The organism is Sphingomonas radiodurans, from assembly GCF_020866845.1.
Classification (GTDB): domain Bacteria; phylum Pseudomonadota; class Alphaproteobacteria; order Sphingomonadales; family Sphingomonadaceae; genus Sphingomonas; species Sphingomonas radiodurans.
The window spans coordinates 1,691,380-1,712,888 of the sequence record NZ_CP086594.1; the positions used below are offsets into that span (position 1 = coordinate 1,691,380).

The window sequence follows — 21,509 nt, forward strand, 5'->3', positions numbered from 1 at the left end:
ACGCTAAGACGATCCACGCAACCGCTAATAGTATTTTGATCAATAACGTTCCCTATCCTATCGGATACCTCCGCAATATTGTTAATATCTGCATAATGGCTATTCTTCCGGTGTATGAACGCGTTCGAATTTGATGTCCCCACTAGGCACCCAAGAGGCTGATTCAATACACCAATCTCGTGGGATTCGCATCGCTCATTCACCGCCGTAGGGCTCGTCTGACTCTATGATCCACAGAGCTTCGAATATACCCTGACGACCTATCAATGCGGATGCTCCGCTCTTAAGATCATCAAGTTTTCTCGGTTCAAATTTACCAAAAACACGGCAGCCGGAACTAAAACAAACGCCTACCAGTTCGCCGCTCGGCCAAAGCATTGAAAACTCCGGATCGGTACGTCAGGTATATAATTGCCCTCCAGCCGGAGCAAAGTCATGGTCGAACGTCGGCGCTCGTCCAGATCGCTGAAAACAAAGGGTGGAGGATCGGGGAAGAGCCAGTTGATAAACCAATTTATTGGCCCGAATTTCACTACAATATAAGCGGCAACACCCAGTGTAAGAGGTCCGGCGACCCATCCCGACAGAAATTTTATAGTAGGGTGGGAATTTAGATAATCTTCTGGCTTATCGATCAGCGACGTGAACGCTTGAAAAAGGCTTATGAGAGCATTGATTGGGGTCCAGTCAAAAATCGCCTTCGAGGCATGGCCAACCGCACCCAGCAAGATGGGGATGCTCCACCTTTTCAGGAACTTGCGCGTTCTTATAATTTTTGTGGTGCGCAGATCGGCCATGACGTGCTCCCCCTTTTTCTCCGCCCATGAGTAGAGTTCGGGGTTGCCAGAGTGCCTTGGCGTGCGGGTTTCCGCAATCTGCCCCGCAGCATCAGCGGCCGTCAGCCCGCCTGACATGTATTAGCATGCAGAAATTATACGAAGTTAGAGCGACGGCGAAGGCAGTGGAGGGCGCACGGTGACACTATCGCGGCCTGTCAGCGCGTCATAGATCGCCGTCCCTTCCGCGTCTGTCATGCCAGCCACGACGACCGGCGCGCGGTCCCTGTAGAATGCCTTTTCCGATGATCTGGCGACCTTGCCCGTGTCATCAATGTAGAACGCTACCCGCTCTTTCAGCTTAGGAGCATCGGTTCTGACGATCGCCGTTGCGGCTTGATGGAGATCAAGCGCCAGCCCTGCCTTTGCGCTGGGCGGATCACGGTGATCCACACGCTCCAAAGCTCGCCCTTACATCTCCGCGTCCTTCAAATCGAGCTTGAGCGACCATCCGGAATTGTCGCGTGTCTCTATTTTCACCCATACGAACGCTCCCAGTCATTATCGCACTTGGCCAGATACCAGCGGCTCAGCCAAGCAAAGTTGTCGTCGCTCATACTGCCAGCATCCAACGGAGCGGGGATGTTCGCACCCGGGACCAGTTCGGGCGGGCGAGAGCGCCAGCAACTGGGTTGTAACCCGGCCGGCAGCTTTCGAACCGCGCAACCCCACCAAACTTCGGATAGCGATCTAGCCGATGTCGGGTGGCCACTTTCGGACGACGGGCAAAAAGCTCGGAGACCCTACTTTAGCGATGCGGTCACGTAGAGCCTGTCTAGAACGTCGCGCGTTTGTTCTCCGAGCGCGCGCATTGATAGCAAAAGCTGCTTTTGCCCTCGTGCATCAATGGATTGGTCCAGTGCATTCTTCACGCCGTCGATCGAAACTTCTAGCTTCTTCACGGCTCCCCGATCCTGTTCGGATTTCAAAACAACGCGCAGATCGACAAGCATCCATTGAAGTTTCGTTATAAGGTCCAGACAGTGTTGGCGCGCTTCAGCGACTTTCTTCGGGTCATTTACTAAGGCATCGTTCAACCGTCGGACTTTCTGTGAAAGCCCAATAATCTCCGCATTCAACCCTTCCGTCGCCTTCGCGATGTGCGCACTTCTCGCTTCGTCAACCTGATACTGCCTGTTAATTGCTGGCGCAATATAATAGGTGCCGACCGCGCTACAGCGCCCGCGACTAAACTAGCCAGTATAGTGAACCATACCGGCATCTTATCATCGACAAGAAAGGGCGCCTTTCTGTGGCACCAAACTTCAAATCTAACGAGCATTCAACTCTGCTCTATGGGTGGCGACTTCTACGCTATTACTCAAACTAGTCTTCATAGTGTCGTTAGACGGCTTTCCAAGCTTCTTTTGAACATCGGTCCAATTCACTGCGGTCATGCTATTTACATAACCGTCCAACTCTTGCGTCCGGGGGGCCTTGCCAGCGCCCGTCATGGCCCCGGAGACAGTCTGCACGGCTTCCGTTTTTGTTTGATTAAACGGTTGAGCCGGATCGGCGGTCGCGACGATCAAGCCTGCCGAAGCGAGAATGGAAAGCGAACCGACCGCTGCAATAATAGTGAATTTGCCCGGCGAATTAAAATTCTGGCCGAACTCACTCACTAACGTTTCGTCATAAAACGCGTCGATCGCAGCGTGCGGCTCTAACTTCTGGAACGCGGCGAACTCGCCTTTCTCATAAGCGAAAACCGAAGCCACGACATATTTGACCAGCAATGCCGACGCATACGGCTGAAGAGGGTCTGTGCCCGTGTAGGAATCCCCGAACACATCTAGCTTCGACTTTTGTCCCCATACGTAGCTGGGATAAACAAGACCGAATATGTCTTGATAGAGATCGGTATCGATCTTTGTGATCGCGTGCTGATTTTGAAGTCGCCGCGAAACTCTCGCAGGAAAGTCGCGCCTCGCAAGGGCGGTATTGAGCCACCGCACCTTCCGCGTAGGAACAAGTTCGTCTTCCAGAAGCGGGATCGGAGTGTCGTCTTCTTTGCGCCACGGTTGGGTAATTTCGCCGACAAGATAGGGGTCGAAGTGCCCGTGCGTCGGTGACAGCACCAGATCGCCCGGCTTTGCATCGATAAACAGTCGGTAGATATTGCCGAGTTCGTGCGCGAACGATCCCGCGTCGCTATTGGGATACGGGTTGTAGGAGTTCGGTCGCCTCGACGGCGGATTGCTGTCCGCGCCCGAAATCCATCGACCCACGGCATCAGACATAGCTAAGTGGCGACGGATGAGTTCGTCCGATTGGAAAACTGTTTCGTTCGCATCGAAACCCGGAAGGCTCAAAAAGACGCTGCGCGTTTGACGGAATAGGTCGAAAAACTTCCGCCCTCGCCCCGCATAGACAAGCCACACCGATACGTCGTTCCGAATCAAACGTATTTTCGAAACTTCCACCGCACACTCCCCACTTTTTTCGAATTTAACGCACCTTGGCGTCAAGTCGGTACCGCAGAGCAGGCGGATCGGACGCTAGTTAACCACGCAATTGATGTGGTATTTTAGGTGGTAGGATCACGACAGCATCTAAAATGTCGATTAATTTCAATAATTTAGAAGCTGCCTTGGCGGAGCGGGAGGGATTCGAACCCTCGATACGCTTTTGACGTATACTCACTTTCCAGGCGAGCGCCTTCGACCACTCGGCCACCGCTCCGCATCCCTGGGGTGCCGTGCCCTAGGCTGCCTAGGCCTGAGGCGCAAGCGCTGGCGCATTGCGTCCCATCCTTGTCGCTGGCACCGTGGCGGAATGATCACCCTGCTCCTTCCGCTTCTCCTCGCTCAGGCGGCCGCTGCGCAAGCCGCTGGGCGAGCCGAACCCGATCCACGATCGTCGTCCGAAATCGTCGCTACGGCGCCGGCGGGCGACTGGTCGACGATCGCGGCGGAAGATCTGCTGGTGATGGATCTTGCGCCGAACGCTGGAGCAAGCAGGCGTCGGATCGTCATCCAGTTGATGCCGCCGCCGTTCGCTCGGCCGTGGCTCGCAAACATTCGGACGCTCGCTACCGCGCATTGGTGGGACGGGACGAGCATCAACCGCGTGCAGGACAATTATGTCGTGCAATGGGGCGACGCGAGCGAGAAGAAGCCACTGCCACCGCGGATCGCCGCAGCGCCGGAAAGCGCCTACACGGTCGCTTATGCCGAGCTGACGAACGGCGCGTTGACCCCCGGCCCGGCGGATGTCTACGCGTCGCTGACGCACTTCTTTCGCGGCTGGCCGATTGCGAGCGACGCGCTGAATCCAACGCCACGTGCCGCATGGCCAGTGCATTGTTACGGCATGGTCGGCGTTGGGCGCGACGTATCGCCGAACACCGGGAGTGGTGCCGAGCTTTATGTCGTGATCGGCCACGCGCCGCGCCATCTCGATCGCAACATCGCGCTCGTCGGCCGCGTGATCGACGGGGTCGAACATTTGTCGAGCCTACCGCGCGGAACGCTCGCGCTCGGCTTTTACGAGCGTGCCGAGCAGCGCGTGCCAATCACCCAAATCCGGCTCGCAAGCGAGCTACCCACATCGGACCGCCCGCAGTTCCAGTATCTGTCGACCGGCAGCGAAACCTGGGCGCGATACGCCGCGGCGCGCGCCAATCGCAAAGACGCGTTTTTCATTCGCCCGGCCGGCATAGCCGATATCTGCAACCTGCCCGTGCCGATCCGCCGGATCCCCTGATATTCAGCGCAGGCCGGCGCCGATCCGACGCAAGATTACCGCCTGCCAGCGCGACTGTTCGACCCAAATGACCAGACGGCCGAATAGCCGGTTGAGCCATCCGGCACCGTTGCGCCGCAGCCACATGCGGACCTGCAGCACGCGAATGCGCAGCAGCATCGAGCCGGCCTGTGCGCCTGCATGCCCCGCCGCAGCGCGGCGCAGCGCTAAACTTGCCTGCTGACCATCGCCGTTCGCCTCAAGATGACTGGCGTAGCCGATCCACGCGACCGCATTGTTCGGCGTCCGGCGGATCGCCGCACGGTGCAGCGGCGCCGCTTCCTCGCACCGCCCAAGTCGGTCAAGCAATGCCGCCTGCGCGCTCAGGATGTGCGACTCCGGCTCGATCGCGGCGGCGCGCTCTAGCAATTGGACCGCGACCGCAGGACGGCGCTGCGCCCAACGACGCGCGAGCACGAAGTACTGGTGCTGCGAAGCGAAGCGCTCCCGCCGCACCTGCGTGCGCACCGCGCGTGGATCGAAATCGCCCGCTACGATGCCGCGGATCGCTGCCTGCAGCACACCCGTCTCGGCGAGAAGGGCGCCGACGGGGTGGCCACCGTATGGAATCGGGATGCGTTCCGTTGCGCCCGCACTCGCGATGAGATCGACATGGCGTTCATCGAGCGCGACCCGCGGATCGTAAAACACGTACTGCCGCGGGGCCGCGACATACGGCGGCTCGGCGAAGCGCGTGCGGACCACATCGGGCTGCCAGCGCACCTCCCAAGGCGTAACACGCGGATCGACGCTGAACTGCGGCGAGATGGCGGTCGCAACCTGAGCGCCGCACGGCACGGCGTAGCGCAATGCCGCATAGCCGCCCATGCTCGATCCATAAGTGATCACGCGATCATAACCGCTCACCGCTGTGGCGACTGCAGCGAGTGCCTCGTCGCGCTCGGGATGCTGATACCAGCGATTGAATCGATTGATAACATGGATCGCATCGATCCGAGCGCGGTGCAGGAATTCCTGGCCGAAGCCAGGGCGGTCGAGCGTCGGCTCGTTTGTGTACGATCCGAACGTGATGATTACAGCACTACCCGTTGAGATGCCCGCCGCCTTGCCAGCAACGCAAACGCGTCTGACGACGATATTCTCGGAGCGGAACAGCTCGTCGTGCAATCGACTCCTCCAATGTCGCACAGAGTAACCGCAGCTCCACACTGGAGCGAGCCCGATTCGTATTCATCCGGTCGCGGCGATTGCCTGGTCGAAGTCGGCAATCAGATCGTCGGCATCTTCCACACCGATCGGAGTGCGCACGAGATTGTCGGTGATACCAAGCGCCGCCTTTCGGGCATCTTGCACTGACAGATGCGTCATCCCAGCCGGATGGCTTGCCAGTGTCTCGGTCCCGCCCCGGCTAACCGCGAGTTTGGCGATCCTGCGAGACTTAGCCCTTCGTATAGGGTGTGAAGGGCCCGATCGCGCAGGCGCCGGTCTGGAACCGGGCGACGCGATCGACCGTCGTCGCAATATCACCGCGGCACAGACGCGTGCCGAACTGACGAGTTACCAGGATGTCACCACGCGCGACCTGCTCGCAGCCGCCCGCCGTTTCGCTGATGTAGATGCGGTTGCGGCTTTCGCGATAGATCAACTGGGAGCCGACGGCCTGGACGGCGACATTCCGGAACCGCGTATCGATGCAGTCGACCGGCGGCTTCGGTGTCAGACGAGCCAGATCCTGCTGAAGCCGCGCCTGCTGTCGCTGTTGCGGGCTTGCCCTCCGATCGGGTTCCTGCGTTCCTGCCATCGCAGTGGCGCCGATAAACGCCGAACCGGCAAGAACGACAATCGGGATCAGGGACTCGCGCATATGCATCACTCCATTTGCCGCCCTGACACAAAAGCGCTCAGCCGCGGAAAGTATCCTTTGCTGCACGGCGTTCGCCTAGCTCCGCGGCGTTGCGCGCGCGCAGGAACGGGTTGGTCGCCAATTCCTCACCAATCGTCGTCGGAATCGTCGCCTCGCCTGCTGCTCGCAGCGCATCGACGCGCGCCATACGCTCTTTGATCGCTCCGTTTTCAGGTTCGGCGGCGAGCGCATAACGACCGTTCGACTGGGTATATTCGTGTCCGCAATACACGCGCGTTTCGGGCGGCAGCGTGGCGTAGCGCTGCATGTTGCCGAACATGTCGGCCGGCGTTCCTTCGAACAGCCGACCGCAGCCCATCGCGAATAACGTGTCGCCGGTGAAGATCGCCGCATCGTCCGCAAAGTGGAACGCGATGTGGCCCTGCGTATGCCCCGGCACCGTCATCACCGCCGCCACATGCGCGCCGAGCATCGCGGTGTCACCCTCCGCTAGCCCCTGGTCGAGTGCACCGATCTTTCCGCGCTCCGCCTCCGGGCCGATCACGCGCGCACCGGTCGCGGCGACGATCGCGGCATTGCCGCCGACGTGATCGGGGTGCCAGTGCGTGTTCCAGACCTGCCCGATCCTCCAACCGTACGCGGCGGCCGCGTCGAGTAGAGGCTGCGCCTCGCCGGGATCGATCACCATCGTCTCGCCGCTGTCAGGATCATGGACTAGCCAGCTGTAATTGTCGCTCAGGACGGGCACGCGAACGATCTGAAGCGGTGAGGCCATGATGCCAATTCCTTCGCTTACCAGCTGCCGGTATTTGGCATCGACGCCCACGGCTCCTGTGGCGGTTTTGCGCCATTCAGCTGGAGCAGCTCGATCGAAATCCCGTCGGGCGACTTCACGAACGCCATATAGCCGTCGCGCGGCGGGCGGTGAACGGTGAAGCCGGCGTCGAGCACGCGCTGGCACGTCGCGTAGATATCGTCGCAATCATACGCGAGATGCCCGAAGTTGCGACCGCCAGTATATTCCTCAGGCGCGCTGCCGTCTTCAGCAGGCCAATTGTACGTCAGCTCGACCTCGGCATGCGCGCGTTCGCCCGGGCCGCGCATGTCGTCGGGCGTAGCGAGGAAGATGAGCGTGAAGCGCCCCGCCGTGCTGTCCATCCGGCGCACTTCCTTCAGGCCGAGCAGCTCGAAAAAAGCGATCGTCTTGTCGGGATCGGCAACCCGGATCATGGTATGAAGATAACGCATCGTTCCTCCGTTCACTTCTTCTCGTTGTTCGCGAATTGCGTCAACGCACGAGCGGCAGAAAGACCCGCCGGGCGATCGGGCGCGATCCGCGCCGCCGCCTCCCACGCCGCTGTGGCCCCAGCCTCATCGCCGCTGGCTGCGGCAATATTGCCTACTTCGAGTTGCACCTGTGCGTCATCGGGTGAGCGGCGCAGCGCCTGCGCGATGTCGGTTCGCGCGCGCGCCATCTCGCCCGTGCGCCGCGCAAGTGTCGCGGAGAGCAGCCAGGCAAGCGGATCATCTGCCGCATCGACGATCGCAAGGTCGAGATCGGAACGCGCAGATTTGGTGTCGCCCGTCGCTACCAGCGCGCGAGCGCGATCGAGCGCCGCCTCGCCACGCTCGAGCCCGTCGAGCGTCCCCGCCGCGAGTGCAGCGTCGAGTGCCGCGCGCGCTTTCGCCGGCTGCTCACCAGCAAGCCAGGCGTTGCCGGCCTGCGCCCAGAAGCGTGCCGCTTCACCGGTGCGGCCGAGTTCGGCCAAGCGGGCAGCTTCCTCAAAGGCCGGGGCGGCCTCGGCGAAGCGGCTCTGGCCGGCGAAGGCCAAGCCGAGGCAAGCGCGGCCGGATGCACTGCGATCGCTGCGCGCGCGCTGTTCGGCCGCGATGGGATCGCTCGCGGCAAGTGCGGCGCAACTGGTTGCAGGTGGCAGCGCGGCGCCCTGCAACATAGCCAACAGCAACAGGATCATGGCAACACACTTTCGACGACTCTCGTGAGCAACGCGATGTCGGTTTCGCGCGACAGGCGATGGTCACCGTCCTTCACCAGCGTGACCTGCACATCGTCTGAACGCAGAAGCTCGGCGAGCCGCACCGACTGCGCCCAAGGGACGTCGGGATCGCGCTGGCCGTGCATCAACCGCACCGAGCAATCGAGCGCGATTGGGCCGTGCATCAACCGGTTTGCTTCCCCGCCCTGCCAGAACCGGCGGGTATAGATGGTCGGTTGCGGGCCATAGGGATTGGGCCGTTGCAGCCGGCCATACTGAAGGATGTAGAGCTTCTCTTCCTGGCTGAAGCCCCAGTCGGTGAAGTCGGGCGCGGCAGCGATACCGACAATCGCGGCAACGCGATCGGGCCTCGCGAGTGCCGCAAGCAGCATGATCCACCCGCCCATCGAAGAGCCGATCAGCACGACCGGCCCCTCTACCGCCGCGTCGATCATCGCGAGCGCATCGTCGCGCCAGTCGGCGAGCGATTGCTCCTCGAACGCCCCCTCGCTTGCGCCGCACCCGCCATAATCGAACCGCAGGAACGCGCGGCCCTGCGCCTTCGCCCAGCTTTCAAGCGAGAGTGCCTTGGTGCCGCTCATGTCCGAGGCGTAGCCTGGAAGGAAGACGATCGTCGGGCCGGTGCCTTCGGTGAGATGATAGGCGAGGCGGGGGCGTGGTGAGGTCATGCGCGCGATGTAGGCGCCCGCCGATGCCTAAGGAAGGATCAGGCTCAGATCACATACTCGACCGTCTTCACCTGCGTTTCCACGTCGCGCTTCGCGGTGCGCTTGGCGACCATCTCGGCGTGGAGCGTCACGATCGTGTGGCTGCCGGTGGTCTTGAAGGCGAACGGCAGCAGCCCGTGGATCATCGCACCGATCCCGCCCACCACCATACGCACGCCAAAGCGCGAGGCGACGCCGAAATGCTCGGCATAGCTCTCACCGACCGAAGCAGGATGATCGAGGAACAGGCGGCGGATCATCGGCGTGGCTCCTTTACGCTTCGGCATCCTTATCACGCGCGCCGAGCTGCGCCACCATCTCGGCCGCAAGCAACGGCAGCGTATCGTCTCGCGCGCCCATCAGCACGATCCGATCGCCCGCGCGCGCGATCACGACGAGATGCGCGGCGGCGGCGGCGCGCTCGGGGATGTGGCGGGCGTTGCCGCCGGTGATCGCGATGTCGTTTGCGATATCGGCGCTCGTCACCTCGCGCGTGACCGTGCCGCCCTGATAGACCGCGTCGGGCAGAACGAGCAGATCGTCGCTCGCCAGCCGCTGCGCGAACGTGTCGACCAGTTCGCGCCGCATCGTCTTGAGCGGTCCATAGCCGTGCGGCTGAAACAGGATGAGCAGTCGGCCGGGAAAGGCGTGGAGCGTGTCGAGCGTGGCGGCGATTTTGTCGGGGTTATGCCCGAAATCATCGATCACCGCGACGCCCGCAGCTTCGCCGACGAGATCGAAGCGGCGCTTGAGCCCGGTGTAACGGCCGATCGCCGCCACTGCCGCCTCGAACGGCACCCCCGCCGCCAGCGCCGCACCGATCGCGGCGAGCGCGTTCGAGACGTTGTGGCGGCCCGGCACTTTCAGCGCGACGCGGCTGTCGCGCAGCGTGAACGTCACTGCGAACGGCGCCTCGACGATGTCGGTCGCGACCAGGTCCGCCGTGCCCCCGAGCGAGAAGGTCGTCACGCGGTCGCGCGGCAATTGGAGCGCGAGCGCCGCCGCATCGGGATTGTCGGCGTTGACGATCGCCATCCCGGCTTTGCCGATGAAATCGGCGAACAAGGCGTTGAGCTCGTCGAGCGTCTTGTGATCGAGGCTGACGTTGTTGAGCACCGCCACGCGCGGCGCATAGAGCGCGATCGATCCGTCGCTTTCATCGACCTCGCTGACATAGGGGTTGCCCTGCCCCACCAGTGCGCTGGCGAACGGACGGTCGGGGGCGGCGAAGTCCTTCATCACTGCGCCATTCATCACCGTCGGATCCATGCCGACATCATGCAGAATGCGCGCGATCATGCCGGTGACGGTCGACTTGCCGCTGGTGCCGGCGACGCCGATCGGCAGGCGGCTGGCGTTGAATAGCGCCGCGTTTAGTTCGGCTCGGCTCATCCGCGGGCAGCCGAGCCGGTCGGCGGCCACAATATCGGCGACGCTCGCCTCGACCGCGGCGGAGGCGACCACCGTCTGATCGGCCGACACGATTCCGCTGCCGTCCTGCGGGAACAACGCGACGCCCTTGGCTTCGAGGTCGGCGAACTTTGCGGGCACGCGGCCTTGGTCAAGCCCGCGGTCGGAGCCGGCAACGATCGCGCCGCGCGCGGCGAGGATCATTGCCAGCGGCATCATTCCCGATCCGCCGACGCCCACGAAGAAGAAGCGCTGCCCTGCGATGTTGCCGTCTTGCATCGCCGCGCGCTATCGCCGCGGGCGGGTTCGGGCAAGGCGAAGGCGGCGGGTGGCATGAAGATCGGGATCGTTTCGCCCGCCAATACGGCGAACCCCGACGTGGTCGCGCCGCTGACGGCGTTCGCCGCGCTTGCCTATCCCGAGGTGGAGATCGTCTTTCATCCGCAGTGCTTCGAGAGCGACGGCCACTTCGCCGGGCCCGACGCGCGCCGCGCCGCGGCTTTCCTCGAGTTCGCCAACGATCCGGGGTTCGGGGCGATCTGGTTCGCGCGCGGCGGCTATGGCTCGAACCGCATCCTCGACATCGCGATGCCGCAGCTCAACGCCTCGGCCAAGAACAAGAAATATGTCGGTTATTCGGACATGGGGTTCCTGCTGGGTGCGCTCTACGCGCGGCGGATCGGACGGGTGGCGCACGGGCCGATGCCGATCGACCTCATGCGGCGTTCGGGTGGGGGCGATGCGACGGTAGCGCGCTCGCTCGGCTGGATCGCGCGGGATGAGCGGCAGGGGTTGGAACCAGGCCTCGGAAAGCGGCCGGCTGCGGCGTTCAACCTCGCCATCTTGGGATCGTTGATCGGCACGCCGTGGCTGCCGGACCTGACCGATCACGAACTGTTGATCGAGGAGGTTTCCGAGCCGCTCTACAACGTCGATCGCCTGCTGTTCACGATGGCGAACGCTACGCAGCTTCGGGGGATAGCCGGCGTGCGATTGGGGGCGGTGAGCGACATCAAGGAGAACACCCCGCGCTGGGGCGAGACGCTCGACACGATGATCCGCCGTTGGTGCAAGGACATGGGCGTGCCGTTTCTCGGGCCGGCGGAAATCGGGCATACGCAAACGAACCGGGTGGTGCCGTTCGGGGTCGCGTAACACCGCGCCAACACTCACTCGACCAGCCAATCGGGGACCAATGCATCGCCGAGTGCTTCGACGCGGCGGTGTTCGACGATCAGGCCGAGTTCCGGATACGTCGCTCGGGTTCGATCGCCCGGCTCGGCGAGCGGCGCCACAACCAGCCGCCGGCTAACCTTCGAGCGGTGATGCATCCGGGCGGTATTCTCCTGACCGACGTAGCACCCCTTGGTGAAGCTCACCCCGTTCAGCTCGCGCGCATTGCATTCGAGCCATAGCGTCTCGCCGTTGCCGAGTTCACCCAGCCCCTCGGTGACGCCGAGCGACAGGCGGTGCGCAAGCCATCCTTCTGCTGCTGAACCGGGTGACGCGATCCAGCGGCGGCCGAGCGCCGGCAGCCGCGGATCGGGGACACCTGCGTCGCCGTCGCGCGACCAATGCACCGCCAGCGACTCGTCGCGAGCGATCGTGATCGGGCGGCGCAGGCGGTAGATCGTCACGCGCTTTGCCAGTGCATCGGCTTGCGCGGCTTCGGCATCGAGCAGGAGATCGTCGCCGTCTGCCCAGACAATGAAGTCGAACAGCGCCTTGCCCTGCGGCGTCAACAGCGCGGTCCAGACCGGAAGCGGGCCAGTGACGTCGTTGGTCACGAGGCCCTGGAGGAACCCGCGCACATCCTCGCCGGACAGGCGGATGATGGCGCGGTCAGTGAGCATGGTGGCGTCAGTCATGCCGACAAGCTAGGGGATCGCGGCCCCATTCCAAGCTCGGGATCCGCATGACCGACCGCATCACGATCCGCCGCCCCGACGATTGGCACGTTCACCTTCGTGACGGGGCAATGCTGGAGGCGGTGGCGCGGCATACCGCGCGGCAGTTTGCGCGCGCGATCATCATGCCCAATCTGACTCCGCCGGTGACCGACGCTGCTGCCGCCGTTGCCTATCGCGACCGCATTCTCGCCGCGCTGCCGGCGGACACCGGCTTCACGCCGCTGATGACCTGCTATCTCACCGACGCTGCCGATCCGCAGGCGATCGCAGACGGGCATGCGGCGGGCGTGTTCACCGCATGCAAGCTGTACCCGGCGCACGCCACGACCAATTCCGCGCATGGCGTGACCGACATCTTCGCGCTCGCCCCGGTGCTCGAGCGGATGCAGGCGATCGGCATGCCGCTGCTGATCCACGGCGAAGTGACCGATCGCACGATCGACATCTTCGATCGCGAGGCGGTGTTCATCGATCGCATCCTGGTGAAGCTGGTGCGCGAGTTCCCCGCACTGCGCATCGTGCTCGAACATATCACGACCGCCGAGGCGGCGGACTTCGTGACCGCGGCGCCGGCCACTGTCGCAGCGACGATCACGCCGCAGCATCTGATCATCAACCGCAACGCGATCTTCGACGGCGGCCTGCGCCCTCACGCTTATTGCCTGCCGGTCGCCAAGCGCGAGCGGCACCGGCTGGCGGTGCGCGCCGCGGCGGTTTCGGGATCGGCCAAGTTCTTCCTGGGCACCGACAGTGCGCCGCATGTCGTGGGCGCAAAGGAATCGGGGTGCGGTTGCGCGGGTATCTTCAATGCGCCGTTCGCGCTCGAAAGCTATCTCACGGTGTTCGAAGAGGAAGATGCGCTCGACCGATTCGAGGGCTTCGCGAGCGAGAATGGCGCACATTTCTATGGCCTGCCGCTCAACGACGGCAAGGTAACGCTCGAACGCCGGCCGGTGATCGTGCCGGAGCGAATTGGGGACGGCGACACGGCGGTGGTGCCGTTCCATGCCGGTGAAACGCTGGGCTGGCGGCTGGTCGATTGAGCTTCTTCCGCAGCTGACGATTGCAGGTTTTGCAATCGAATGTTGAGGAAGTTGAGGCTGTAGCGCGTTTTTCTCCAACATCATCGCACTGGCTTCGTCATGCCGGGCTCGTCCCGGCATCCACCGGACCGCGCGCGTCGTCGGCTGAACGATTGCATTCGGCTCCCTCCGCTAAGGCTATCGGGGTACCTGTTGCCAACGGTGTAGGACAGCGCGGCTCGATCCGCGCCCCCAACCCGGGCTGTCGCTTGAGCAAGCATGCAAACGATAATGACTTGCAATAACCCGCGCGGTGAATAATGGGGCTCCCATAAGGGAGAAACCGATGTCCTTGTTGATTGCGCTGCTGGCCTCGGCCGCCGCCCCATTGCCAGCGCCGGCCGATGCCGACCCGCGCACCGACGATATCGTCGTCACCGGGCAACGCACCGAAGGTGGCGACGAATATGGCGTCGCGACGCAGCGCACGGCGACCAGGCTGTCGCTGAGCCAGCGCGAGACGCCGCAATCGGTGAGCGTCGTCACGCGCGCACAGATCGACGATTTCCGGCTCAACGACGTCAATTCGCTGCTGACCACTGTGCCCGGCATCAGCGTGTTTCAGTCGGACACCGACCGCGTGTATTTCTCGGCGCGCGGGTTCGACATCCAGACCTTCCAGCTCGACGGCATCGGCCTGCCGTTCGCGTTCGGCATCCAGACTGGATCGATCGACACCGCAATCTTCGATCGCGTCGAAGTGGTGCGCGGCGCGCCGGGGCTGCTTTCATCGACCGGCAACCCGGCGGCGGTGGTCAACTTCGTGCGCAAGCGGCCGTATCGCGAGCTGAAGGCATCGGCGAGCGCGCAATACGGCTCGTTCGACAACCTGCGGCTGGACGCGGACGTGAGCGTGCCACTGACCAAGGACGGATCGGTCCGCGCGCGCGCCGTCGGGGTCTATAACGATACCGGGAGCTATCTCGATCGCTACGGCCTGAAGCGTTGGACCGGCTATGGCATCGTCGAGGCCGATCTGGGGCCGAACACCGTCATCGCGGCGGGCTATGGCCATCAGGATCACAAGAGCCAGGGCGCAATGTGGGGCGCGATCCCGATCTATTATACCGACGGGACGCGGCTCGATCTCGACAGCAGCGCCAATTATGCGCCGGAATGGTCGAGCTGGGGCGTGATCGAGCGCCAGATCTTCGGCGACTTGACGCATGACTTCGGCAACGGCTGGACCGGCAAGCTTTCGGTGTTGCGGCGCGCGATCAGCGAGGACGACACGCTGTTCTACGTCTACGGCAATCCCGATCGCACGACGGGGCTCGGGATCCTCAGCTATCCCGGCGCCTTCAAGGGGCAGACGCGCAACCTGACGATCGACGGTTATCTCAGCGGCAAGGTGGCGGTCGGCGGGCGCGAGCATGACGTGATGGTCGGGCTGCAGCGCGGCGCGGAACGCTATCGGCAATTTTCGAGCTACGATAACAGCCAGATCGGTATCGCGCTGCCGCTCGACACCTTCTTCGACGGCAACTTCCCCAAGCCCAATTTTCCGACTCCGTACGATCTGAGCCTGAACACGCACACCGTGCGCGAGAGCGCTTATGGCCTCGTCCGGCTGAACCTCGCCGATCCGGTGAAGCTGATGCTCGGCGGCAATTACACGCGCGCGACCAGCGAGGGCGTGTCATACGGCACCGCGCAAAATTATCGCCGCGCGCGCTTCTCGCCGTTCGTCGGCGCGACGTTCGACCTGACGCCGACGATCAGCGCCTATGCGAGCTTCGCGACGATCTTCCGCCCGCAGATCGAACTCAACGCTGCGAACGAAATCCTGCCGGCGGTGGAAGGCGACAATCTCGAGGCCGGGCTGAAGGGAGCGTGGAACGACGGGCGGCTCTATGCGAGCGCGGCTGTCTTCCGGGCGCAGCAGAAGAATACCGCGTTCGGCCGGTTCGACGCCACGCTCGGGCGCACCGTCTTCACGCCGGTCGATGCCACGTCGCAGGGAGTCGAGCTGGAATTCGGCGGCGAGCTGGCGCCGGGGCTGCAAGCGACCGGCGGCTTCACCGCGATGCGCATCCGTGACGAGGACGACCAGCCCGAGCGCACCTTCGTGCCGCGCAACATCGGCCGGCTGAACCTCACCTATTCGCCGCCGTCGTTCACCGCGCTGAAGGTCGGCACGTCGATCCAGTATCAGAGCAGCTTCTATTTCGAGCCGGGCAGCGTTTCGACGACCACGGGTGAGCCGATCCGGCTGACGCAGGGCGGCTATGCGCTGGTCGATCTGCTCGCGCGCTACGATCTGACCGAGCGGCTGACGCTGAGCGCCAATTTGCGCAACGTGACGAACGCCAAGTACATCAATTCGCTGACGTTCGATCAGGGCTTCTACGGTGCGCCGCGATCGATCCTCGGCACGATCACCGTGCGGTACTGACGCACGATGGGAGGTGCCGACATGCTTGCTGGCCTGCTGATGATGGTGGCGGCGATGGTGCTCGTCCGCGTCGGCTGGGGCGGGCAGCGCGTGTACGGTGCGATCGGATGGGGACTGGCCGTGGCGGCGCTGGTTCTGCTGGCGGCACGTGACGGGGCGTGGGGGATTGCAATCGGTGTCGTTGCGGGAACCGCGACCGCACTGGCGATCGTGCTGCACGCCGGCATGCTCTCCCCGGCCCGCGCGCTCCGCCCGGCGCGCGAGGCGCCGGCAATCTCGCTGCCGCGGCGTCGGGGCGACCTGCTGCGGCGGCTCGGCGTGTTCGCGCTGGTCGTCCCCGCGGCGTTCGCGGCGGCGCAATGGCTGGCCTTCGGCGCGCATGCGGCGGCGCGGGGTGCCGGTGCGCCCGAGGCCGACGCGACCGCGATCATGCTGTTCCTGCAGCCGATCGCATGGATGGCGATCATGGCTTGGCAGATGACACGCGACGGCCCGTCGCGCATGATCCTTCCGCCCGCAGCCGCCGCGCTGCTCGGCACGATATTATGGGGTGTGGCATGACGAACATGACGCCGATGCCGCAGAGCTTAGTCAAGCGCGCGCTCGGCGGGCATGCCGCGATCGGGCTGCTGGTGAGCGCGATGCTGTATCTGATCGCACTTTCGGGCACGATCGTCGTGATCCACGATCGCTGGCAGCGCTGGGAACAGCCGGCGATCGCCGAAAGTGGTGCGGTGCTGTCGCCGGCCGCGGCGCAGGCGGCGATGACGGCGGCGGTGGCGCTCGACAAGGGCAAGCCACCCACGACTCACCTCTACATCCGCATGCCGACCGACGATCTGCCGCGCGCCGTCGTCACCACCGATCACGCCGCCTGGTATGTCGATGGCGCGGGGCGCGTGGTGGGGCGCGAGGGCCATGCGTGGACCGAGTTCCTGATCGAGCTGCACGAATATCTGCATCTGCCGATGACCTGGGGGATGATCGTCGTCGGCGCGCTGGGCGTGGCGCTCGCGGCGCTGGTCGTGACCGGTGTGCTCGCGCATCCGCGGATCGTGCGTGATGCCTTCTCGCTGCGCGCACGCCACGATCCGCAAGTCGCGCGCGCCGACTGGCACAATCGGCTGGGCGTGTGGACCCTGCCGTTCGCGCTTGCGGTCGCGCTGACCGGGGCGTTCATCGGGCTGGGCAGCGTCGGCTTTAGCATGCTGGCGCGCGCCTATACCGGCGGGGACATGGAGGCGGTGTATGCGCCTATCTTCGGCACTGAGCCGACGCCCAATGCCGCGCCCGCGCCGCTGCCGAACGTCGCCGCCGCGCTCACCGCCGTCGCGACGCGCGTACCCGAGGCGAGCCCGATCTACGTGATCGTCCATGATCCGCGGACGGCGGGGCAGCACGTGCAGATCCTCGCCGAGCATCCGCGGCGGCTGGTGTATGGCGAGTCCTATCAGTTCGGCGAGGACGGCACGTGGCACGGGCCGGTCGGGATCGCGGGCGGGACGCTGGGGCAGCAGTCGGCGGGATCGGCGTACAATCTGCACTTCGGCAATTACGGCGGGCTGGTGGTGGAGCTGGCGTATATGCTGCTCGGGCTGGCGCTGTGCGCGATCACCGCAACGGGCACGACGCTGTGGCTGACCAAGCGCCAGCGCCGCGGGCTGCCGAGCGCGCGGATGAGCGCATGCTGGACGATCGTGGTGTGGGGCACGCCGCTGGCGATCATCGGCGCGGCGTGGCTGCGCGGGCTGGCGGGGCCGGATGCGCCGCTGGTCGCAGCGTTCTGGGGCGTGCTGGCGGTGGCGCTAATCGTGGCGGCTGCGCGGCCGGCGTGGGTGGTTGCGGCACGGCTCCGCGATGCGACCTTCGTGGCGACGATCGTGACCGGGCTGGGACATGCGATCGTGCTGCGTCCGGACGTGGGCGCGGTGCTAGCGCTCGATGCGGGGCTGGTGGCGTTCGGGCTGTTCGCGCTGATGGCGCCGCGCTGGTTTGTGCGGCCGGTTACCGAGGCACGCACCGGTCGGGTGGACGATCAGGTCTTGCGCGGTTCGCCGACGTCATAGACGCGCAAATCGCGCTCCCCGATGCCGAGCGCCGGCCACGCAGCGCGCCATTGCGCGATGTGCGCGGAGGCGAAGTGGCGATCGAGCGAGGGTTGATCGACCCAAAGCTCCTTCACGTGGATGAGGCCGGGATCGAAGACGTCCGCGGCGTAGCCATATTCGACGCAGCCGGGTTCGCTTCGGCTGGCGGCAATCATCTGCTGCATGATCGGCCGGGCGGATCCGATATTGTCGATGGGAATGCGGAAGGTTCCGACGATCAGCAGCATCGCGTGAGCCTATGGTTGATGCACTTGGATGGAAAGGCCGAGCCTTACGTATGCTCATGGCGTCATCACGCGTTCAGCTTCTGGGCCGCAGCCTAAGCCTCTGAGGAAAATGGGATGACGCATCGAACGATGATCGCCGCTGCCATTTTGTCGGGCTGCGTAGCAGTACCCGCAACGGCGCAGCGCAGCTTCTGGAGCAGCTCGTTCGGGCAAGGCAACATGGAATATCTGACCGGCGAGTGGGATGCTGCGACCGGTGGCGCATTGCTGCTCAACTGCTCGACACCGAACAACAGCGCATCCTTGTCCACGCAGATCGCCGGCCAATCGCCGCCGCCGGGCAGCGACCTTACGCTTGCGGTCCAGCGCGGCCGAGCGTCCCAGACGCTGCGCTTCCGCGCTGGCCCGCAAGGGTCGGTCGCGTTCGGGCGGAGCGCCTCGTCTGCACCACTGCGACAGCTATGGGAGGCGTTACGCGCCGGTGACACGGTTACGATCCGCTATGCCGATGGGCGGTCGAGCGTCCAGTCACTGGCCGGGGCCGCACGAACATTGCCGGCGCGACCTTGCGGCTGAACGCTACTTGCCAAGCACTACCTCGACGCGTCGATTGCGCTGTCGACCCGCTTCGTCATCCGCGCCGTCGGGCTTCATATTGGGCGCGACCGGCTTCAATTCACCTAGCCCCTTGGTGGCGAGCTTGGTGCCGTCCACCGTTTGCACCGAGATGAGATAATCGCGCACCGCGGTGGCGCGCTGTTCCGACAGCCGCTGGTTATAGGCATCGTCGCCCTTGCTGTCGGAGTGGCCCTCGATCGCGGTGCTGGGCGGGTTCTGCGCCTTGATGAGCTGGGCAACCTTGTCGAGCGTCGGCCGCGCGTCGGGGCGGATCGTCGCCTTGTTGAAGTCGAACAGCACGTCGCCCGGCAGCAATACCAATGTGCCGCGATCGGTCTCGGTCGCGTTGAGTTCGCTCTTCAGCGTATCGACCTCAGTCAGCTGGGACGTGCCGACGTCGCCGGCCGTCAGGCTGCTGGCAGTGCCGCCTGCGGCGCGTAGCCTCGATCGCGCGACGTCACCGGCGAAACGCGTGCTGCTAAGTTTTTTTTTGAGCCGTCGTCACTCCAAGCCGCCTCGGTCGCTTCCAGCGGCAGCGAGAAACCTGGCGTGCTGCTGTATTGCGAATCGCTCATGCCATCGTTGACGACCAGCGTGACAGTGGCGCCCTTGGGGATCGCGCCGAGGAAGACGAGCTCGCCCTCCATCTTGGCGCCCTGCGTGACCTTCAGGTCCTTGTTCTCTACCGGCGGCGACAACCAGAACTTCTGCCCGTTGGCGACCAGGAACGTCTTGTGATTGGACCAGTCGAGATCGACGTCCTTGTCGGCGCCATTCACGATCCGCACGCCGAGAACGGATTCGTCGGCCTTCGCCTGGAACGAGGTGAGGTTTACCACCATGCCGTTCTCCAGCACCTTCTGTTGCGCGAGTGCGATGGGCTTGCCGCCGCCGAACAGCCGCGCGGTAAGGCTCGGGCCTTCAGGGGTCGTGTCGGTGGTATTAGCCTCGGCGGTATCCGCAGGAGCGGTGTTTTCAGGCTGTTCGCTGCACGCCGCGAGCGCCAGCGTGGCGGCGCTCAGCATGATCCAATGACGCATCGATCAACATCCCCTCAATCCCAGTTCCGTCAGTAACGGTCGGAGAACGATCGGGTTTCTTCGTGCAGGCGCGATTGTATCCGGCATTAACGCGAGCGCGTGTGTCAGCGCCCGTTGGCGTAGCTCACGATCTTCACGATCTCGCCCAGGCGAAAGCCGCGGTCGTCACGGCGGCCGTTGAGCAGGTCGAACAGCGCGCGGGGGGCAGGGTCGTCGACGCGGCGGGCGAGCGTGTCGGGCGTCTCGCCCGCGCTCACGCGCACGGCGCGAATGAAGCGCGGGCGCAGCGTCGCGGCTTCGGCCGACGAGAGGCGCCGGAACGACTGGAACAGCGCCGCCACCGCCGCCGCGCTCGCATCCGCTGGAGGAGACGCGATGATGAAATGGTACACCTGGCCGTCGCCACCGTCATAGACGGCAATGGCGAGCGGCACCGTGCCCTCTCCGCCGGACACGTTGCGCGCCGCGACCTGCACTTGCATGATGACCGCGGGCAAGCCGTTGATCACGGTCGCGACACCGTTCGTCACCTCGGACGGCGCATCGCCGACGATATGCGCGACAAGGGCCTGCGCATAGCTTTCCACATCGCCGCCGCGCATCGGGCCGCCACCGAACTCGCCGGAGATACCGCCGGGGCCCGCCAGCCGGATCGCCCGCGGGCTGTTGGTGAGCGAGAAGCCGGCCGGCGCCTCGAAGGAAATGCGCATGATCGGATGCGCGAAGCGCCGGCCGATCACGAAGCCCTGTTCCGGATCGTCGCCGTAGAGCAGTCCATCGATCTCGGCGAGGTAGCGTTCGGCTTCCTCGGGAAGTGCATCGTCGGCGAGCCCGGTCTTTTGCGCGGTCGTGCGGGCGCGCGCGATGCGGCTTTCTGTGAGCGGGTGGCTCATCGCCCATTCGGGCACGCCGCGCGCGCTATCGCGGCTGCGCGTGACGGTCATGAACGCCTCCTGACGCTGCAGCGCGCCGAGCATGTCGGCGGCGGCATAGACGTCGTAGCCGGCGCTGCGCAGATAGCCGACGCCGAGATCGTCGGCCTCATATTCCTGTGTCCGCGAATAGCGCAGCCCGAAATATTGCGCTGCCTGGCTCACGAGCCGGGTGAGCCGGTCCGATCCTGTGACGCTGACCGCGATGACACCCAGCGTGTGCCAGATCGACCGCCGCTCCTGCCGCTGCGCGTGGCGGCCGACGATATGGCCGACCTCATGGCCGAGCACCGAGGCCAGCTCTGCCTCGCTCGTCACGATCGCCACGAGGCCGCGTGTGACGTAGATGTAGCAACCGGGCACGGCGAAGGCATTCACGACATCGCTGTTGACCAGCGTGAAGGTACATTGGCCATCGAGCCCGGCGGCCGTGGCGACCCGCCCGCCGACAGCGCGGACATAATCCGCCTCCTCGCCCGCATAGGCGCCGCCGAAGCTGCCGAGCAGTTGCGGGTGCGCTTCCGCGCCATAAGTGCGATCCTCCGGCGTGACCGCCGTGCCGTCGTTCGCGGGTCCGCCGCACGTGGCGAGCAGCAAAGCGAGCGGCAGGGCAGCCAATCTGGCAGCGCCGCGCATCACAACCAACCGAGCAGGTAA

General features: G+C 64.4%; 24 protein-coding genes, 1 tRNA gene and 1 pseudogene. 7 read left to right on the forward strand and 19 right to left on the reverse strand.

Features of this window, described 5'->3' with window-relative positions:
- Positions 1-350: 350 nt before the first annotated feature.
- From LLW23_RS08130 to LLW23_RS08150, 5 genes are all read right to left on the reverse strand, one after another.
- Entirely contained in the window at positions 351-797 is a 447-nt protein-coding gene (locus tag LLW23_RS08130; protein WP_228948286.1) for a hypothetical protein, read from the reverse strand.
- Between the two features lie 144 nt (positions 798-941).
- On the reverse strand, positions 942-1,238 hold the full coding sequence (locus tag LLW23_RS08135) for a hypothetical protein (protein WP_228948287.1): 297 nt from the start codon (positions 1,236-1,238) through the stop codon (positions 942-944).
- Between the two features lie 341 nt (positions 1,239-1,579).
- Positions 1,580-1,789: a hypothetical protein gene (locus tag LLW23_RS08140; protein WP_228948288.1), complete on the reverse strand. Its 210-nt coding sequence runs from the start codon at positions 1,787-1,789 to the stop codon at positions 1,580-1,582.
- A gap of 318 nt (positions 1,790-2,107) precedes the next feature.
- Positions 2,108-3,259 carry a hypothetical protein gene (locus LLW23_RS08145; RefSeq protein ID WP_228948289.1) on the reverse strand — a complete coding sequence of 384 codons (1,152 nt, stop codon included), beginning with the start codon at positions 3,257-3,259 and terminating at the stop codon, positions 2,108-2,110.
- Between the two features lie 168 nt (positions 3,260-3,427).
- Positions 3,428-3,518: transfer RNA gene (locus LLW23_RS08150), tRNA-Ser, on the reverse strand.
- 93 nt (positions 3,519-3,611) lie between these two features.
- On the opposite strand from LLW23_RS08150, the gene LLW23_RS08155 reads away from it, so the two are divergent.
- Positions 3,612-4,541, forward strand: a complete 930-nt coding sequence (locus LLW23_RS08155; RefSeq protein WP_228948291.1) for a peptidylprolyl isomerase — start codon at positions 3,612-3,614, stop codon at positions 4,539-4,541.
- Between the two features lie 3 nt (positions 4,542-4,544).
- On the opposite strand, the gene LLW23_RS08160 is transcribed toward LLW23_RS08155, so the two are convergent.
- The 9 genes and pseudogenes from LLW23_RS08160 to LLW23_RS08200 all read right to left on the reverse strand — a co-directional run bounded on the left by LLW23_RS08160 (position 4,545) and on the right by LLW23_RS08200 (position 10,819).
- On the reverse strand, positions 4,545-5,708 hold the full coding sequence (locus LLW23_RS08160; RefSeq protein ID WP_228948293.1) for a hypothetical protein: 1,164 nt from the start codon (positions 5,706-5,708) through the stop codon (positions 4,545-4,547).
- A 63-nt stretch (positions 5,709-5,771) separates the two neighbouring features.
- Positions 5,772-5,972: pseudogene (locus tag LLW23_RS08165) on the reverse strand (PLP-dependent transferase); the annotation flags it as partial.
- Between the two features lie 7 nt (positions 5,973-5,979).
- Positions 5,980-6,411 (reverse strand): hypothetical protein, encoded by a 432-nt coding sequence (locus LLW23_RS08170; protein WP_228948294.1) that lies wholly within the window; start codon positions 6,409-6,411, stop codon positions 5,980-5,982.
- A 31-nt stretch (positions 6,412-6,442) separates the two neighbouring features.
- On the reverse strand, positions 6,443-7,180 hold the full coding sequence (gene gloB / locus LLW23_RS08175) for a hydroxyacylglutathione hydrolase (RefSeq protein WP_228948295.1): 738 nt from the start codon (positions 7,178-7,180) through the stop codon (positions 6,443-6,445).
- A 17-nt stretch (positions 7,181-7,197) separates the two neighbouring features.
- Positions 7,198-7,653: a VOC family protein gene (locus tag LLW23_RS08180; RefSeq protein WP_228948296.1), complete on the reverse strand. Its 456-nt coding sequence runs from the start codon at positions 7,651-7,653 to the stop codon at positions 7,198-7,200.
- Between the two features lie 11 nt (positions 7,654-7,664).
- Positions 7,665-8,381: a tetratricopeptide repeat protein gene (locus LLW23_RS08185; protein WP_228948297.1), complete on the reverse strand. Its 717-nt coding sequence runs from the start codon at positions 8,379-8,381 to the stop codon at positions 7,665-7,667.
- The gene (locus LLW23_RS08190) at positions 8,378-9,091 is read right to left on the reverse strand and encodes an alpha/beta fold hydrolase (RefSeq protein WP_228948298.1); all 714 of its coding nucleotides are present in this window, start codon (positions 9,089-9,091) and stop codon (positions 8,378-8,380) included. Before LLW23_RS08190 ends, LLW23_RS08185 begins: the two co-directional genes overlap by 4 nt.
- Before the next feature lie 44 nt (positions 9,092-9,135).
- Positions 9,136-9,390: a DUF6356 family protein gene (locus tag LLW23_RS08195; protein ID WP_228948299.1), complete on the reverse strand. Its 255-nt coding sequence runs from the start codon at positions 9,388-9,390 to the stop codon at positions 9,136-9,138.
- A gap of 13 nt (positions 9,391-9,403) precedes the next feature.
- Complete coding sequence (locus tag LLW23_RS08200; protein WP_228948300.1) at positions 9,404-10,819, reverse strand: glutamate ligase domain-containing protein; 1,416 nt, start codon at positions 10,817-10,819, stop codon at positions 9,404-9,406.
- Positions 10,820-10,873: 54 nt separating this feature from the next.
- On the opposite strand from LLW23_RS08200, the gene LLW23_RS08205 reads away from it, so the two are divergent.
- Positions 10,874-11,695, forward strand: coding sequence for an LD-carboxypeptidase (locus tag LLW23_RS08205; RefSeq protein WP_228948301.1), 822 nt, complete (start codon positions 10,874-10,876; stop codon positions 11,693-11,695).
- A gap of 14 nt (positions 11,696-11,709) precedes the next feature.
- On the opposite strand, the gene ygfZ is transcribed toward LLW23_RS08205, so the two are convergent.
- Positions 11,710-12,408: a CAF17-like 4Fe-4S cluster assembly/insertion protein YgfZ gene (gene ygfZ / locus LLW23_RS08210; RefSeq protein WP_228948302.1), complete on the reverse strand. Its 699-nt coding sequence runs from the start codon at positions 12,406-12,408 to the stop codon at positions 11,710-11,712.
- A 47-nt stretch (positions 12,409-12,455) separates the two neighbouring features.
- Here ygfZ and pyrC point away from each other — a divergent pair, with 47 nt between their 5' ends.
- The 4 genes from pyrC (at position 12,456) to LLW23_RS08230 (ending at position 17,993) form a co-directional block, all read left to right on the forward strand.
- The gene (gene pyrC / locus LLW23_RS08215) at positions 12,456-13,493 is read left to right on the forward strand and encodes a dihydroorotase (protein ID WP_228948303.1); all 1,038 of its coding nucleotides are present in this window, start codon (positions 12,456-12,458) and stop codon (positions 13,491-13,493) included.
- A gap of 325 nt (positions 13,494-13,818) precedes the next feature.
- A complete protein-coding gene (locus LLW23_RS08220; protein ID WP_228948304.1) occupies positions 13,819-15,927 on the forward strand; it encodes a TonB-dependent siderophore receptor in 2,109 nt (702 codons plus the stop codon).
- Positions 15,928-15,948: 21 nt separating this feature from the next.
- Positions 15,949-16,488, forward strand: a complete 540-nt coding sequence (locus LLW23_RS08225; RefSeq protein ID WP_228948305.1) for a hypothetical protein — start codon at positions 15,949-15,951, stop codon at positions 16,486-16,488.
- Positions 16,485-17,993 (forward strand): PepSY-associated TM helix domain-containing protein, encoded by a 1,509-nt coding sequence (locus tag LLW23_RS08230; RefSeq protein WP_228948306.1) that lies wholly within the window; start codon positions 16,485-16,487, stop codon positions 17,991-17,993. The genes LLW23_RS08225 and LLW23_RS08230 overlap by 4 nt, the downstream gene beginning before the upstream one ends.
- Here LLW23_RS08230 and LLW23_RS08235 read toward each other — a convergent pair.
- Complete coding sequence (locus LLW23_RS08235; protein ID WP_228948307.1) at positions 17,963-18,262, reverse strand: putative quinol monooxygenase; 300 nt, start codon at positions 18,260-18,262, stop codon at positions 17,963-17,965. The two genes, LLW23_RS08230 and LLW23_RS08235, sit on opposite strands and share 31 nt — an antisense overlap.
- A 114-nt stretch (positions 18,263-18,376) precedes the next feature.
- Here LLW23_RS08235 and LLW23_RS08240 point away from each other — a divergent pair, with 114 nt between their 5' ends.
- Entirely contained in the window at positions 18,377-18,838 is a 462-nt protein-coding gene (locus LLW23_RS08240; protein ID WP_228948308.1) for a hypothetical protein, read from the forward strand.
- A 3-nt stretch (positions 18,839-18,841) separates the two neighbouring features.
- On the opposite strand, the gene LLW23_RS08245 is transcribed toward LLW23_RS08240, so the two are convergent.
- From LLW23_RS08245 to LLW23_RS08255, 3 genes are all read right to left on the reverse strand, one after another.
- Positions 18,842-19,201, reverse strand: coding sequence for an OmpA family protein (locus LLW23_RS08245; protein ID WP_228948309.1), 360 nt, complete (start codon positions 19,199-19,201; stop codon positions 18,842-18,844).
- 86 nt (positions 19,202-19,287) lie between these two features.
- Positions 19,288-19,920, reverse strand: coding sequence for a hypothetical protein (locus tag LLW23_RS08250; RefSeq protein ID WP_228948310.1), 633 nt, complete (start codon positions 19,918-19,920; stop codon positions 19,288-19,290).
- 104 nt (positions 19,921-20,024) lie between these two features.
- Complete coding sequence (locus tag LLW23_RS08255) at positions 20,025-21,470, reverse strand: M48 family metalloprotease (protein WP_228948311.1); 1,446 nt, start codon at positions 21,468-21,470, stop codon at positions 20,025-20,027.
- Positions 21,471-21,509: the final 39 nt, after the last annotated feature.

Bases quoted from the DNA above. Each gene is read 5' to 3' on its own strand.
- LLW23_RS08130 (WP_228948286.1), bottom strand. From the start codon at position 797: ATGGCCGATCTGCGCACCACAAAAATTATAAGAACGCGCAAGTTCCTG.
- LLW23_RS08140 (WP_228948288.1), bottom strand. From the start codon at position 1,789: ATGCTTGTCGATCTGCGCGTTGTTTTGAAATCCGAACAGGATCGGGGA.
- LLW23_RS08155 (WP_228948291.1), top strand. From the start codon at position 3,612: ATGATCACCCTGCTCCTTCCGCTTCTCCTCGCTCAGGCGGCCGCTGCG.
- LLW23_RS08170 (WP_228948294.1), bottom strand. From the start codon at position 6,411: ATGCATATGCGCGAGTCCCTGATCCCGATTGTCGTTCTTGCCGGTTCG.
- gloB (WP_228948295.1), bottom strand. From the start codon at position 7,180: ATGGCCTCACCGCTTCAGATCGTTCGCGTGCCCGTCCTGAGCGACAAT.
- LLW23_RS08180 (WP_228948296.1), bottom strand. From the start codon at position 7,653: ATGCGTTATCTTCATACCATGATCCGGGTTGCCGATCCCGACAAGACG.
- LLW23_RS08185 (WP_228948297.1), bottom strand. From the start codon at position 8,381: ATGATCCTGTTGCTGTTGGCTATGTTGCAGGGCGCCGCGCTGCCACCT.
- LLW23_RS08190 (WP_228948298.1), bottom strand. From the start codon at position 9,091: ATGACCTCACCACGCCCCCGCCTCGCCTATCATCTCACCGAAGGCACC.
- LLW23_RS08195 (WP_228948299.1), bottom strand. From the start codon at position 9,390: ATGATCCGCCGCCTGTTCCTCGATCATCCTGCTTCGGTCGGTGAGAGC.
- LLW23_RS08200 (WP_228948300.1), bottom strand. From the start codon at position 10,819: ATGCAAGACGGCAACATCGCAGGGCAGCGCTTCTTCTTCGTGGGCGTC.
- LLW23_RS08205 (WP_228948301.1), top strand. From the start codon at position 10,874: ATGAAGATCGGGATCGTTTCGCCCGCCAATACGGCGAACCCCGACGTG.
- ygfZ (WP_228948302.1), bottom strand. From the start codon at position 12,408: ATGACTGACGCCACCATGCTCACTGACCGCGCCATCATCCGCCTGTCC.
- pyrC (WP_228948303.1), top strand. From the start codon at position 12,456: ATGACCGACCGCATCACGATCCGCCGCCCCGACGATTGGCACGTTCAC.
- LLW23_RS08220 (WP_228948304.1), top strand. From the start codon at position 13,819: ATGTCCTTGTTGATTGCGCTGCTGGCCTCGGCCGCCGCCCCATTGCCA.
- LLW23_RS08225 (WP_228948305.1), top strand. From the start codon at position 15,949: ATGCTTGCTGGCCTGCTGATGATGGTGGCGGCGATGGTGCTCGTCCGC.
- LLW23_RS08230 (WP_228948306.1), top strand. From the start codon at position 16,485: ATGACGAACATGACGCCGATGCCGCAGAGCTTAGTCAAGCGCGCGCTC.
- LLW23_RS08235 (WP_228948307.1), bottom strand. From the start codon at position 18,262: ATGCTGCTGATCGTCGGAACCTTCCGCATTCCCATCGACAATATCGGA.
- LLW23_RS08240 (WP_228948308.1), top strand. From the start codon at position 18,377: ATGACGCATCGAACGATGATCGCCGCTGCCATTTTGTCGGGCTGCGTA.
- LLW23_RS08250 (WP_228948310.1), bottom strand. From the start codon at position 19,920: ATGCGTCATTGGATCATGCTGAGCGCCGCCACGCTGGCGCTCGCGGCG.